The 13,820-nt window shown below is 72.6% G+C and carries 12 protein-coding genes; 4 read left to right on the top strand and 8 right to left on the bottom strand.

Features of this window, described 5'->3' with window-relative positions:
* The 5 genes from AB0F10_RS38950 to AB0F10_RS38930 all read right to left on the bottom strand — a co-directional run.
* Window positions 1–2,677, bottom strand: a 2,677-nt coding sequence (locus tag AB0F10_RS38950) for a bifunctional YncE family protein/alkaline phosphatase family protein (protein WP_360637430.1), incomplete at its 3' end; no start/stop codon positions are given.
* Window positions 2,678–2,681: 4 nt separating this feature from the next.
* Complete coding sequence (locus tag AB0F10_RS38945) at window positions 2,682–4,034, bottom strand: ABC transporter permease (RefSeq protein WP_360637427.1); 1,353 nt, start codon at window positions 4,032–4,034, stop codon at window positions 2,682–2,684.
* Window positions 4,031–4,960 carry an ABC transporter ATP-binding protein gene (locus tag AB0F10_RS38940; protein WP_360637424.1) on the bottom strand — a complete coding sequence of 310 codons (930 nt, stop codon included), beginning with the start codon at window positions 4,958–4,960 and terminating at the stop codon, window positions 4,031–4,033. Before AB0F10_RS38940 ends, AB0F10_RS38945 begins: the two co-directional genes overlap by 4 nt.
* A gap of 159 nt (window positions 4,961–5,119) precedes the next feature.
* A complete protein-coding gene (locus tag AB0F10_RS38935) occupies window positions 5,120–5,464 on the bottom strand; it encodes a hypothetical protein (RefSeq protein ID WP_360637421.1) in 345 nt (114 codons plus the stop codon).
* Between the two features lie 95 nt (window positions 5,465–5,559).
* Entirely contained in the window at window positions 5,560–6,684 is a 1,125-nt protein-coding gene (locus AB0F10_RS38930) for an NAD(P)/FAD-dependent oxidoreductase (RefSeq protein WP_360637418.1), read from the bottom strand.
* Between the two features lie 231 nt (window positions 6,685–6,915).
* Here AB0F10_RS38930 and AB0F10_RS38925 point away from each other — a divergent pair, with 231 nt between their 5' ends.
* Entirely contained in the window at window positions 6,916–8,055 is a 1,140-nt protein-coding gene (locus AB0F10_RS38925; RefSeq protein WP_360637415.1) for a cellulose binding domain-containing protein, read from the top strand.
* Between the two features lie 64 nt (window positions 8,056–8,119).
* The gene (rox, locus tag AB0F10_RS38920) at window positions 8,120–9,544 is read left to right on the top strand and encodes a rifampin monooxygenase (protein WP_360637412.1); all 1,425 of its coding nucleotides are present in this window, start codon (window positions 8,120–8,122) and stop codon (window positions 9,542–9,544) included.
* Here rox and AB0F10_RS38915 read toward each other — a convergent pair.
* The gene (locus AB0F10_RS38915) at window positions 9,541–10,344 is read right to left on the bottom strand and encodes an LLM class flavin-dependent oxidoreductase (protein ID WP_360637410.1); all 804 of its coding nucleotides are present in this window, start codon (window positions 10,342–10,344) and stop codon (window positions 9,541–9,543) included. The genes rox and AB0F10_RS38915 overlap by 4 nt on opposite strands.
* 135 nt (window positions 10,345–10,479) lie before the next feature.
* Between AB0F10_RS38915 and AB0F10_RS38910 the strand changes: the two genes are divergently transcribed.
* Window positions 10,480–11,058 carry a hypothetical protein gene (locus AB0F10_RS38910; RefSeq protein ID WP_360637408.1) on the top strand — a complete coding sequence of 193 codons (579 nt, stop codon included), beginning with the start codon at window positions 10,480–10,482 and terminating at the stop codon, window positions 11,056–11,058.
* Complete coding sequence (locus AB0F10_RS38905) at window positions 11,055–11,345, top strand: GlsB/YeaQ/YmgE family stress response membrane protein (protein ID WP_360637406.1); 291 nt, start codon at window positions 11,055–11,057, stop codon at window positions 11,343–11,345. The genes AB0F10_RS38910 and AB0F10_RS38905 overlap by 4 nt, the downstream gene beginning before the upstream one ends.
* A 15-nt stretch (window positions 11,346–11,360) precedes the next feature.
* Here the strand turns inward: AB0F10_RS38905 and AB0F10_RS38900 are convergent, their stop codons facing one another.
* Together AB0F10_RS38900 and AB0F10_RS38895 are read right to left on the bottom strand one after the other, a co-directional pair.
* On the bottom strand, window positions 11,361–12,356 hold the full coding sequence (locus AB0F10_RS38900) for a zinc-binding dehydrogenase (protein ID WP_360637404.1): 996 nt from the start codon (window positions 12,354–12,356) through the stop codon (window positions 11,361–11,363).
* A gap of 31 nt (window positions 12,357–12,387) precedes the next feature.
* A complete protein-coding gene (locus tag AB0F10_RS38895) occupies window positions 12,388–13,395 on the bottom strand; it encodes an RNA polymerase subunit sigma-70 (RefSeq protein ID WP_360637402.1) in 1,008 nt (335 codons plus the stop codon).
* Window positions 13,396–13,820: the final 425 nt, after the last annotated feature.

Below are 13,820 nucleotides of genomic sequence, written 5' to 3'. Positions count from 1 at the left end.
CGGTTGGGCAAAACCCCCCCCCGCGGCCACCACCGCGAATCCCAACATCCGTAGCACCAAAAACAAAACCGCCCGCTCCCCCAAAACCTACCCCCCCAAACCCCCCAACCCCACCCCCCCCCCCCTGGCCGACGGCCTGGCCCGCCCCCCCCGCGGCCGCGGGCGCCCCGGCCGCGGGGGGGGCCGGCGGCGCCGGTTCGTCCGGGCCGCAGGCCGGCTGGGTCGCCAGGCCCAGGGTCAGCGAGGTCCGGTTCGGCAGCGACCGGAAGGGCGTGCGGTCGGCCCTCGGTGCGAACGCCGCGCGCATCGGGCTGGCCGCGCTGTCCTTCTGGTTCATCGGGTGGATCCCGAGGATCTGCTCGATGGTCCGGATCATCGTGATCTGGGAGTAGTAGCGGCTGTCGACGACGCCGTGCCGGGCCCAGGGGCTGATGATCTGGATCGGCGCACGGTGGCCGTCGATGTGATCGAGGCCGGCCTGGGAGTCGTCCTCGACGACGAAGATCGCCGAGTCCTTCCAGTACCGGCTGTGCGAGATCGTGTCGACCATCCTGCCCACCGCGAGGTCGTTGTCCGCGACCTGGGCTGCCGCGTTCGGCGGGCCGCCGGTGTGGTCGCTGGAGAGCCAGAACATGTTCAGGTTCGCCGGGCCGTTCTTCTCGAAGTCGCGCTTCCAGATCTCGTACCGATAGATGTCCGGGACGCTGGTGTCGTACTTCGGGAAGCCGGGAACCGACACCTGGTTGAGCGACGGGATCGGCGACGACGAGATCATCGGGTACGCGGTGTCCCGCCCGGTCGCGGCCATGTCCCTGGTGTCGCAGTAGAGGTTCTGCCAGGTGGCACCGGCCGGCTTGGTCAGGAACTGGTGGAACTCGCCGAAGTCCCGCACGGTCTTGCCGGCGGCCTGCGCGCCGGTCCAGATGAAGCCGGTTCGCTGGTGGCCGAGCGCGTCGTCCTCGGTGTCGTAGCTGCGGATGTACTCGCCGGCCGAGGACTCGGTGTATTCCGGGTCGTCGGCCTGCATCAGCCAGTTGTGGCCCTCGGCGGAGTTCGTGCCGATGTCGTAGGTGTTGTCGTACAGCCCGAACTGGCGTGCCAGCGCGTGCTGGTTCGGCGTCACGTTCTCGCCGAACTCCGCCAGCGCCGGGTCGCCGTCGCCGCGCGCGTCGTCGCCGAAGACCTGGTCGTAGGTCCGGTTCTCCTTGACGATCAGGAAGACGTGCTTGATCGTCGACGGGTCACCCAGCCGCAGCGGCACCGGCACCGGCCGCGCGCGGCCCCTGCCCTTGGCGAGCACGACGGAACCGGGGTACCAGCCGTTCTGGCGGAAGACCGCGCCGGTGCCGGACCTGATCACCCGGTCGCTCGGCAGCCTGAACCGCTGCAGGCTCGACGTCGTGTCGTGGGTGCCGTGCCCGGTGCCGGCGATGGTGCGGCGGGCGTCGATGCCCCGGGTGTTGGAGACCAGCACGTCGTCGCCGACGGTGGCGATCTCCGCGGGGAAGTAGTCGGTCGGCAGCAGGCCGACGTAGCTGACCGGCTCCTGCGGGGTCGTGTACCGGTACACGGCGATCGCGTTGGCGCGGCCCAGCGTCACCAGCAGGTGTCCGTCGCGGGTGAGCGTCACCGCGTCGGGTTCGTAGCCCACCGACGCCTCCGGCCACGGCTGGGTGGCGATGGTCTGTACGACGGTGTCGTCGGTGGTATCGATGACGGAGACGTCGTTGGTCGCGGTGTTGGTGACGAACACCGCCCGGCCCTTGGCGTACAGGGCGGTCGGGTGCAGGCCGACGTCGATGCCGGCGACCGGGGCCGCCGGGTCCGCCAGGTCGATGACGCTGACCGTGCCGGTGGTGGTGGCGGCGGTCACCGGGTCGGCCGGCACCTGGGTGTTGTAGGAGTTGATCGTGGTGTCCCCGGGCCGCGCCGGGCGCCCGCCCTCGTTGCTGACGTACAGCCGGCTCCCCACCGCGACCAGGTCACGCGGGGCGTTGCCGACGGCCCAGCTCTGCTTGATGGTTCCGGTCGCCGCGTCGATGGCGACCACCCGGTTCTGGCCGTTGACCGCGGCGTACGCGGTGGCGCCGTCGGGTGCGAACAGTGCCTGGGCCACCAGGGCGCGCCTGGGGCCGTCCTTCGGGATCGCGACGAAGGCCGGGTCGGCCAGGGTGCCGTCCGGCCGTACGGTGAACCTGCGGTAGCCGTCCGCCTGGCTCAGCCACAGCTGCGTGCCGTCGGGCGAGTAGGCCGGGCCCTCCTGGCCCACGTCGTTGCCGCCGATGCGCAGGTCCGCCGCCGCGTTGTTGCCGACAAGCTGCTGCACCTTCCAGGTCTTCAGGTCCACGATGGCGAGGGCCATCCCGCCGTCGGTGACCGCGGCGGCGAGGTGGGTGCCGTCCGGGCTGACCGCCGAGGACATGATCTTGCCATTGTCGATGACGAGGCGGGAGCCGATCGGGTCCAGGTACTGGTCGGCGGAGACGACCAGGCCCCGGTGGGTGGTCTGGCCGACCCTGTCGGTGCCGAACTGGTAGGTCTGCCCGAACGCGATCCCGGCGCCGGCGGCCAGGACGACCGCGGTGGTGGCGGCGGTGAGGAGGGTGGTCCGGCGGCCGATGCGCCGAAGGCCGTAACGGTCCTTCGCGATGGGCCTGCGGCGGCGTTTTACCTGCATGGGTTCATCCCTTCGGCGCTGCCGGGAGCAGCGCGACGTTGCCGTCGAACTGCCAGAGTGGATTCGGCGCGTCGCCGGTCGGAGTCCGCACCAGGAAGTAGCCGTTCACTTCCTTGGGTCCGTCGCCGTCGGCCATGAAGCGCCCGTCCGGGGTGATGTCGAGCTGGTAGACGGCCGTCCCCGCGGCCTCGATGCCGGGCAGATGCCAGGTCACGACGCAACGCCAGTCGTTGCCCGGTCCCCGTGCGTCGAGCCGCCCACCCCCCTTGTTGCACGCCGCGGTGGCCGCAAGCTGAGCCTCGGTGACGTCGGGGCGGTTCAGCTGCGCGGTCTGCAGGCGGTATAGGTGGGAGAAGGCCGTGGCGACCGAGCGCTGCACCTTGTCCTGCTCGATGCCGGGGCCGGTGGCGCCGGCCGCCGCGACGACCGCGACCGTCGCGGCGACCAGGGCGGCGAGCGGCAGGACCCCGAGGGTCACCGCGCGGCGTCCCGGGCCGTCATGCGCCGGGTTGGTGAAGTCGCGCCGCAGAAAGAGCAGGTAGGCCAGTGCTGTCGCGGTCGCGGCCCATACCACGCTGACCGCGATGCCGATCAGGAGCGGGCCGGGCTGCGCCGGGCTGGTGAACAGCCCGGTCCAGGCGATGAAGGTGTAGCCGGGCAGGGCGAGGCGCACGGCTACGGGCAGCGGCAGCATCTGGGCGAGCTGCAGGGCCAGCGCGAGCAGCACCGGCAGCAGCAGCCCCATCGGCGACCGCACCAGCGCGACGGATCCGAGCAGCCCGATCCCGGCCAGGGCCAGGGTCGGTGCGAGCACGCAGACCCAGGCGAGCAGGACCCGGCCGGCGGCGTCCGGCGCCGCCAGCAGGTGCCCGTCGAGGCCGACCAGCGGCTGGTTGCCGACCGCCAGGATCCCGCCGGCGGCGCTGGAGACGGCCAACCCGGCCACCAGCAGCAGGATCACCGTCAGGCTGGCCAGCGTCTTCGCCGCGAAGATCCGGCGCGGAGACCGGACCGCGACGAGCAGGTGGCGCCAGGTGCCGAGCCGGTCCTCTGCCGCGAACACGTCGCCGGCCACCAGCGACATCAGCAGCGGGAGCGCCCAGGTGCCCGCGAAGCCGAGCATCACCAGCGACCCGGCCCAGCCGGTGGCGTGCATCCACCGGCCGAAGAGGGTGTCGACGGGAAGCGTGCTCTGCCGGCTCACCGCGGCGACGAAGAGCGCCGGTGCGATCCAGCAGGCGAGCGCCAGCAGGCGGATCCGCCACTGCGAGACCAGCTTGACCAGCTCGAAGCGGTAGGCGCGGGCCACCGGGCCGCGCCGGGCCGCAGCGTGGGCGCGGTCGATGGTCGCGGTCACCGGCCGGCCTCCTGCTCGGTGAGCGCCAGGAACGCGGCCTCGAGCGGCGACACCACGGGCGCGAACTCGCGGATCGCGACCCCCGCGTGCACGAGCCGCACCACCAGGTCGTCGAGGGCGGCCACCTGCCCGCGCACGACGAGCACCCCGGTGTCGTCGCGGACCCCGTCGACGACGCGAAGACCGGCCGTGTCGGCGGCCACCCGGCGGGCGGACTCCGGGTCGGCGGTGACCACCCGGTAGTCGAGGTCCCGGTTCTCGGCGGCCAGTTTGCTCAGCGGGCCGGAGAAGACGACCCGCCCGGTGGCGAGGATGGTGACCTCGGAGCACAGCGCCTCGACGTCGTCCATGCGGTGGCTCGACAGCACCAAGCTGGTGCCGTCCGCCGCCAGCCGGGCGAGGACGCCGTGCACGTGCCGCTTGCCGGTCGGGTCGAGACCGTTGGAGGGCTCGTCGAGCACGAGCAGCCGGGGCCTGGTGAGCAGCGCGGCGGCGAGCCCGAGCCGCTGACGCATGCCGAGGGAGAAGCCGTGAGTCCGGTCGTCGGCGACGTCGGCGAGCCCGACCTGCTCGAGCGCGTCGTCGATTCCCGTACGCGGGCCGGGGTCGCGGAGCGCGGCCAGCGCTGCGAGGTTCTGCCGGGCGGTGAGCGAGGGGTAAAGGCCGGGCCCGTCCACGAATCCGGCGACGCCGCCGGAGGCGTCGAGGGCCCGCCGCACCGGCGTACCCAGAATCTCGAGGCGGCCGCCGTCCGCGACGGCCAGGCCCAGCAGGAGGCCGAGCAGCGTCGTCTTGCCGGCGCCGTTCGGCCCGACCAGGCCGTGGATCTGCCCCTGCGCCACATCCAGGTCGACGCCGTCGAGCGCGACGACATCGCCGAAACACTTCGTGATCCCGCGAGCCCGGACGGCGAGGATTCGCTCCATGATTCCTTCTTTCGTGCCCCTCGATGAACCTAGGAAGGTGCACTACACAGACGGGAACCGCAGATTGAACGCTCAGGTAACGGGAGACGACAGGTATCCGCCACGATCGATGCTTGTATGGGTACGCGCACCCGCGACGGGTGCGCGTACCCGGGTGTTTTAGCGCGAGCCGGTCTTGACCGTGCCGCTGACGACGGAGTAGTTGGCCGCGCAGCGCGCGATCGACCAGCCGGACGCCACGCCGCCGACCCACGGGCCGTACACGGTCACCTTGACGCTGGGGTTGGTGTCGCGCGAGCAGGTCGCCACCGCGCGGTAGAGGTCCTTGCCGGGGTTGGACTGCGTGTCACACTTCGCCTGCCAGCCGTCCAGGTCGCCGGAGCCGTTCCAGCGCTGGCTGTGGCAGTCGGAGGCGGTGGCGTGCGCGGCGGCCGGCACCGCCAGCCCGCCCGCGAGGGCGAGGGCGGCGATGGACAGAGTGCGCCCAATGGTTCGATTCTGCATCTTTCTCCCCGTTCATAGAGCGATTGGTGTTGCTCTATGAACCTTGCAGAACGGGCCCGGCCATGACAAGCGTCTATTGAGGATTCACAGGTTCTTCACCGCTGACCGGTCACGACGATGGTTCTGGCCACGACGCGCGACTCCATCGCCGCCTGGCGGAGCATCCCGCCCAGCGTGACGTCGTACCCCGTGAAGTACAGGCCCGGACGGGCCGGCGCACCCCCGTGCACCAGGGGAACGCCGGTCTCGTCGAACAGCGACGCGTCCTCGAACAGTTCGCGCAGGCCGGTCTCGTAGCCGGTGGCCGCGATGACCGCGTCCGGCTGCAGGCTCGTGCCGTCCGCCAGCAGCACCGACGTTTCGGTGAAGCCCCGCACGGCGGCGACCGGGCGGACCCGCCCGGACACGACGTCCCGGACGATGCCGACGTCCTGCAGCGGCACGTAGCGCTGGGTGCGCAGCCGGGTCTTCAGCCCCTGCGCCGGCCGGTCGATGCCGTACGGGCGCAGGTCCGGCATCTCCACCCGGGCCATCGCGGCGGCGATCGCGTTGAAGGCCCGCTCCGGCAGGCGGCCCAGCAGGACGCCGTTCATCTGCGCCGGCCAGCCGGCCGTCTCCCGGCGCACGATGTGCGGCGGGGTGCGGATCGCGAGGCTCACCGATGCGGCGCCGCCCTCGGCCAGGTCCGTGGCGATCTCGGCGCCGCTGTTGCCGGGGCCGACCACGAGGACGTTCTTTCCGCGGAAGGGCTCCGCGTTGCGGTACTGCGCCGAGTGCGTCACCGTGCCCGTCCACGACTGCATGCCGGGCCACTGCGGCACCGCGGGCGTGTGGAGGTAGCCGGTCGCGACGACCAGGGTCCGCGCCGGCTGCTCCGAGCCGTCAGCGAGCCGCAGCGACCAGCCGTCGGCGCCGGGCTTGACCCGCTCGACGGTCACCCCGGTCCGCACCTCGATGCCGAAGCGCTCCGCGTACGCCTCCAGGTAGCGCACCAGGTCGTCGCGCCGGACCCAGCGGCCGTACTCGCGGGGGATGGGGAATCCGGGCAGACCGGACAGGCGGCGGGTGGTGTGCAGGCGTAGCCGGTCGTACCGGCCGCGCCAGCTGGTGGCCACGCCGGGGCCGCGCTCGACCACGACGCAGTCGACGCCACGCGCCTTGAGCTGGGCCGCCACCGCGAGACCGGCGGCGCCCGCGCCGACCACCATCACATTTTCCATCCGGAGAGTGTGCGCGACGGCCGATCCGGATTGCGCGCAGGGTGCCCGGTGGCCGCCGGCGCACGGGCCGGCGCTGACCGGTGTCGATGCGGTTTTCCGGGCTCCGTTGCTCAGCGGGCCGCCGGGTCTTAGCATTCGACCAATACCGCATAGACGTTCATCGACGGCTCGCCCCACCGTCGAAGCGCTTCGATGACCTCGCGCGGTGCCCTCCCTCGAGATGGGAAGCACATGAGAAGGAGCAAGATCGCGCTCACCGTGGCCGCCGCGGCGGTCGCCACCGCGGGAGCGGGCGTCCTCACCGCACCGCCCGCGTCCGCCGCCGCCGGCTGCCGGGTCGCCTACACGGTGAGCAGTTCGTGGCCGGGCGGCTTCGGGGCGAACGTCACCATCACCAACCTGGGCGACGCGCTCACCTCCTGGTCGCTGGTCTGGTCCTATTCGTCCGGCCAGACGGTCACCCAGGCGTGGAACACCGCGCTCACCCAGAGCGGCTCGACGGTCACCGCCAAGAACGCCGGCTACAACGGCTCGGTCGCCAGCAACGGAACCGTGTCGTTCGGCTTCAACGGCTCGTCGACCGGCAGCAACGCCTCGCCCACCGCGTTCACCCTGAACGGAACCGCCTGCACGGGTGTCGTGGCGCCGACCACCGGCCCGACGACGCCGCCGACCACATCGCCGACCACCTCCCCGACGACGCCCCCGCCGACCAGCGGCGTGCCGTCGGACGCGGTCTGGGTCGGCTCCGGACAGTGGGACAACTGGACCAGCAACGGCTACACGATCTACAACAACATCTGGGGCTCGGGCGCCGGCACCCAGACCACCTGGGCGAGGTCCACGAGCAACTGGGGCGTGGTCGCCAACCACCCGCGCACCAGCGGCATCAAGTCCTACCCGAACGTGAGCTACACCCTCAACCGCACGCTGAGCTCGCTGGGCACGCTCAACAGCTCATACAACGTGACGGTGCCGGCCGGCGGGGACTACGAGTCCGCGTACGACATCTGGGCCAACAACAACGCGTACGAGATCATGATCTGGACCAACAAGCAGGGCGCGGTGGGTCCGATCGCGGAGACGTACGACGCGAACGGCGCGGTGCCGACCGCCGCGAACGTCAGCGTCGGCGGCGCCACCTGGAACATCTACCGCGGCTCGAACGGCGCCAACGCGGTCTACTCGTTCGTGCGCACCTCGAACAGCAACTCCGGCACGCTGAACGTGCTCGCCATGCTGAACTGGCTGCGCACCAACAACTGGTGGGGCGACGTGACCCTGGGCCAGTTCCAGTTCGGCTACGAGATCTCCGGCACCGCCGGCCAGTCCTCCTTCACCACCAACAGCTATAGCCTCAGCTTCAGCTGACCGCGCCGCACGACCGGCCCGCGGCGCCCCGGTGCCGCGGGAACCGGCACACCACGGGGGACGCATGCTCGATGTGATCATCGCCGGCGGCGGGCCCACCGGCATGATGCTGGCGATCGAGTTGCGCCTGCGCGGCGTCGACGTGCTCGTGCTGGAGAGGGACGCCGAGCCGCCGCCGTTCGTCCGGTCGCTCGGCCTGCACGTGCGCAGCATCGAGGTCATGGATCAGCGCGGGCTGCTGGAGCGGTTCCTCGAGCACGGCAGGCGGCGCCCGATCCGGGGATCCTTCGCGGGCATCGACAAGCCCGCGCCCACCGGCCTGGACACCGCGCACGGATACGTGCTCGGCATTCCGCAGACGCTCACCGACCGGCTGCTCGCCGAGCACGCGGCCGGGGCCGGCGCCGAGATCCGGCGCGGACGTGCGGTGACCGGGCTGGAGCAGGACGACGACGGCGTGACCGTCCGCCTCGACGACGACGCGACGCCGTTGCGGGCGCGCTTCGTCGTCGGCTGCGACGGCGGGCGCAGCACGGTTCGCAGGCTGCTCGGGGTCGGCTTCCCCGGCGAGCCGTCGACGATCGACACGCTGCTCGGCGAGATGGAGGCGACGGCCGCCCCGGACCACATCACCGAGGTGATGACCGAGGTACGCAGGACCGAGAAGCGGTTCGGGCTCGGGCCGTCGGGCAGGCCGGGGGTGCTCCGCGTGGTCGTACCGGCCCGGGGCGTCGCCGAGGACCGCTCGGTGCCGCCGACGTTCGAGGAGTTCAAGCGGCAACTGCGCGCGTACGCGGGCACGGACTTCGGCGTGCATTCGCCCCGCTGGCTGTCCCGCTTCGGCGACGCGACCCGCCAGGCCGAGCGCTACCGGGTCGGGCGGGTGTTCCTGGCCGGTGACGCCGCGCACGTGCACCCGCCGATGGGCGGGCAGGGGCTCAACCTCGGGATCCAGGACTCGTTCAACCTGGGCTGGAAGCTGGCGGCGGCCATCGCCGGCCGGGCGCCGGACGACCTGCTGGACAGCTACGAGTCCGAGCGGCATCCGGTCGCCGCCGACGTGCTGAACAACACCCGCGCGCAGATGCTGCTGACGACCGACGAGCCCGGGCCGCGGGCGGTCCGGCGGTTGCTGGCGCGGCTGATGGACTTCGACGACGTCAACCGGTTCCTGACCGAGAAGACCACGGCGATCGGCGTCCGCTACGACCTCGGTACGGGCCACGCCCTGCTCGGGCGGCGGCTGCGCGACGTGCGGCTGAAGCAGGGGCGGCTGTTCGAGCTGATGCGCACCGGCCGCGGGCTGCTGCTCGACCGGACGGGGCGGCTTTCGGCGTACGGCTGGGCCGACCGGGTCGACCGGGTGGCCGACGTCGGCGACGAGCTGGACGTGCCGGGGGTGCTGCTCCGCCCGGACGGGCACGTCGCGTGGGTGGGCGAGGACCAGCGGACGCTCGAGATCGCGCTGGCCAGGTGGTTCGGCGCCTAGGGTCGCAGCAGGCTGATCACGGGCGCGAACTGCTCCATGAACAGGCCGCTGACCCCGATGTAGGAGATGCCCAGCTCGGCCCGGCGGCGAAGCAGCTTCTCGGCGATCTCGGCGGGCCCGCCGAGCAGGAAGGCGATGCCGCCGGCCCGGGCCATCTCGCGCGGGTCGCCGCCGACCATGCGGGACAGCCACTCGGGGATGTCGTCGGCCGTCTCGGCCACCGCCGCCACGTTGACGTGCAGTTCCACCGTGCCCGCCCGGTCGCCGAGCAGCGCGACCATCGCGGTCAGCTCGTCCTCGGACGACTGGGGCGGCAGGCCGAGCGCGACGATGTCGGCCTGCTCGGCGGCGAGCCGGAGCATGCCGGGCCTGCTCGCCGCGACCAGGATCGGCGGCGCGTCGCCGCCCTCCCGGACCGCGCGAATCGTGTCCGCGACCCGCCGCAGCCGCTCGCCGGGCGTGCCGAAGTCGCCGCCCAGCGCCTCCGCGTCCCGCTCGGCGCCCGGCCGCCCGCCGCCGATCCCCAGCTCGAACCGGCCGCCGCTGAGCAGTTGCAGGCTGCGCGTCTCCCAGGCGACCAGGCCCGGCGACCGGTTCGGCGCGCTGAGCACGTAGGTGCCGACCCGCAGGGTGCTGGTGCTCGCCGCGGCGGCGGCGAGCGCGGGGAACGGCGACAGCGTGTGCAGCGTGTCCGGGACCAGCAGGGTGTCGTAGCCGAGTTCCTCCGCCCGGCGCGCGGTGGCGACCCATTCGGCGCCGGTCCGCGCCAGCCCTGCCACCACTCCGAATCGAAACGTCATACCCGCATCCTGCCGCCGCGCGGTGGATGACAGCATCGGCCCGCGGGCGGCCGCCCGGGTACGGCCCGCGACGTAGGGTGTCGCGCAGCGGCTACGTCGGGCGGCGTAGCCCGGCCGGGGGAATACGGGTGGGCAATGACCAGGAGCTGGTTGGCGGCACTGCGCCCCGACGGCCGACGGGCCGGCGTCGTCGCGGCCCTCGCCGCGTTCGCGTTCGCCGCCGCCGGGGCCGCCGCCGGTTCCTGGCTCGGCTGGCGAGACGCCGGTCCGCTGCCCACCGACGCGCAGGCCCGCGCGATGGTCTCGCAACTCGCTCCGGACCTGCCGGTGTCGAAAACCGAACGCAGCGATGTCCTGTTCGCCTACGAGGACCCGGCCGGGAGCGCCGGCTGGTTCCTCGGCGGCGACGACTACAACGCCGGGTTCGTGCAGGTCACCGCCCGCCCGGCCGGCGGGGATTTCCACGCGCGATTCACCGCGCTGCGCGACAGCCTGCCCGCGCACGGGTGGGAGGTCACCGGGGTCGACGAGCCCGACCTCCAGGCCTCCCGCGACGGCCTCGTGCTCATCGTCTCGGCCGCGTGGGACGACGGGTCGATACGCAGCCTGCGCGGCGTTCGTCGCCGTGCGCACCGCGCTGCCGGGCCGGGAAGCCCGGATCACCCGTCGCGGATGATGCCGACGGGGCGGACAGGGACCAGGCTGAACAGATGATCGGAGCTTTGCTACTCGGCTTCGTCGCCGGCGTCATCGCGAGAGTGCTCATGCCGGGCGACGTCTTCCGCAAGATGAGCGGACCGGTGTCGTGGCTGGTCTCGGTGGGGCTCGGCCTGGCCGGCGCGCTTGTCGGTTACATCATCTTCACCCTCGGATTCGGCATCGGCGACGACGACATCTTCGACTGGGGCGGGATCCTGAGCGCGATCATCGGCACGCTGATCGTGATCCCGATCGCCGGCTGGCTGCTGCGCCGGTCGGGCCGCGCCCCTACCTCCGGGTAGCGCCCGGCCCGGTCGTCAGGGCAGCAAAGCCAGCTTGCCGACGGTGGCCCGCGCCGCCAGTTCGGTCAGTGCCTTCGGGCCGTCGGCGAGCGGGTACGTCGTGGGCCGGCCCGGGGCGAGCACTCCGGCCGCAATGAGGCCGAACAGCTCACCCATCACCTCGGCGAAGACCGACGGCGTGGCCTGGATCAGGGTGCCGATGTTGAGGCCGATGAGGTGAACCTGGTGCCGGTAGACCAGGTCCCAGTTGGTGATCGCGGCTTCCCCGCCGGCCAGGCCGTAGACGACGACCCGGCCGGTGACCCGTTTTGCCGCGGCCAGGCCGGCGTCCAGGGCGGCGCCGCCGGCCGACTCCAGCACCAGGTCGGCGCCCGCGCCGCCGGTCAGCCGCATGACCTCGCCGGCGAGATCGGCGCCACGGGAGTCGACGACGTGGTCGGCGCCCAGCTCCCGTAGCAGGTCGTGCTTGCCCGGGGAGGCCGCGGCGATGACCGTGGCGCCGTAGTGCCGGGCCATCCTGAGCGCGGCCTGGCCGGTCGCGCCGGCCGCGGCCTGGATCAGGACGGTCTGCCCGGCGGTGACGTGGCCCAGCGGCCTGAGCGCGGCCAGCGCGGTCGGCCAGCTCACGACCAGGCCCAGGGCCTGCTCGTCGGCCCACCCCGCCGGCACCCGGACCGCCGAGGCCGCCGGCAGCACCAGGTACTCGGCGAACGCGCCGCCGGCGACCGCGGCGCCGATGACGTGGGCGCCGGGCTCCAGGCCGGTCACCCCCTCGCCGGCGGACACGACCTCGCCCGCGCCCTCGACGCCCGCCAGGTACGGCGGCCGCGGGCCGCCGGGGAACGCGCCGGTGGCCTGCTGGATGTCGACGAAGTTGACCCCGGCGGCGGTCACCCGGATCAGGACCTCGCCGGGGCCCGGCACCGGCACGGGAGCGTCGGTGATCAATCGCAGGTCCCGCGGGCCGTTCAGGGACGTCTGCCGCAGGGCGCGCATGGTGGAGATGCTCATGAGGATCGGTTTCCTTCGGCTGGGTGATGACCTACACCCAGGAAGACCCGGCGGGACCGGCAAAGGAATCGCTCGTCAGGCGCGGCCCGAACCCGAACGTGGCGACCAGGCCCGGGTCGCCGAAGGAGGAGATCCGGCGGATGCCCGCGCCGGTGACGGTCAGCACGCAGATCCCGTACGCCCGATGGCCGCCGTGCCCGTCGCGGGTGTACGCCGCGGCGGCCGGCTGCCCGTTGGCGCTGGTGGCCAGCATGCGCCAATCGCCGGGTGAACCCAGCAGATGGCGCCGCAGGAAAGGTACGCAGACAGCGCGGCCGGCGAACCAGGTGCGCAGCGGCGTCGCCTCCAGGGTGGCGTCCGCCAGCAGGAGCCGTTCCAGCGCGGCGGCGTCGGCGTTCTCGAACGCCGCGATGTACCGATCGAGAAGCTCGCGAGCGCGTGGCGCGGCCGGCTCGGTGATCTCACCGACGGTCAGGGCGAGTTCCTCCAGCCGTGCCCGGGCGCGCTGCAGCGCGCTCTTGACCGACGGCGTCGTGGTGCCGAGCATGGCCGCGACGTCGCCGGCGGGGAACGCCAGCACGTCGCGCAGGATCAGCACCGCCCGCTGCCGCGGCGGAAGGTGGTGCAGGCCGGCGACCAGCGCCAGCCGCACCGCCTCCCGCGCCGCGACGATGGCCGCGGGATCGGCCGAGTCCGGCAGTACCACCGCGTCCGGCGCCGGCTGCAGCCAGCTCACGTCGGCACCGGCCTCCCGCAGGGCCGCGTCGGGATCCGATTCCGGGTCGCCGAGGCCGGACGGGAGCATCCGGCGGCTCTGCCTGCCCAGCTCGGTCAGGCAGCGGTTGGTCGCGATCTGGTAGAGCCAGGTGCGCACCGAGGAGCGCCCCTCGAACCCGCCATAGGACCGCCAGGCCCGCAGGTACGTCTCCTGGACCACGTCCTCCGCGTCCTGGATCGAGCCGAGCATGCGGTAGCAGTGCGCGAACAGCTCACGCCGGAACGGCTCGGTGGCCTCGACGAACCCGCGGCTGTCGGGCACGACTCGACTCGGCCCGCCCGCACGGGAGCCGGCCACCCGGTCCGGTTCGCGATCGCCGTCCACAAGGCCTATTCATACATCGCGAACGCGGGTCCCGGGGGTCGGCGGTGCCAGGTGCGCGTAGCGGTGCCGACGCGGTCGTAGGCGTGGGGCTGAACGCGGAACTTCGCGCCGTACTTCTTCGTGTTGATCGCGAAGCTGTAGCCGGCCTTGAGGCCACGCGCGACCCGCCCTAGCACAGGGCACCCTGCCGGCCACATTGCACGCCTGTCTGATCTTGCCGTTCGGGTCCGCTGTGGATCGCCCGTCGCGCAGGTCATCCGAGGCCGGGCCCGGCAATGAGGACGTCCGGTGGTGCCGCGGATGCGGCGCCCACCGACGGGGGGTTACGGTGCCCAAACGGGGGGCGGCGGTTTTGGTCAAGC

The sequence above is a fragment of the Actinoplanes sp. NPDC026623 genome, assembly GCF_040638275.1.
Classification (GTDB): Bacteria; Actinomycetota; Actinomycetes; order Mycobacteriales; family Micromonosporaceae; genus Actinoplanes.
The sequence above is the reverse complement of the archived record's forward strand: the minus strand, read 5'-3'. Positions and strand labels throughout refer to the sequence as shown.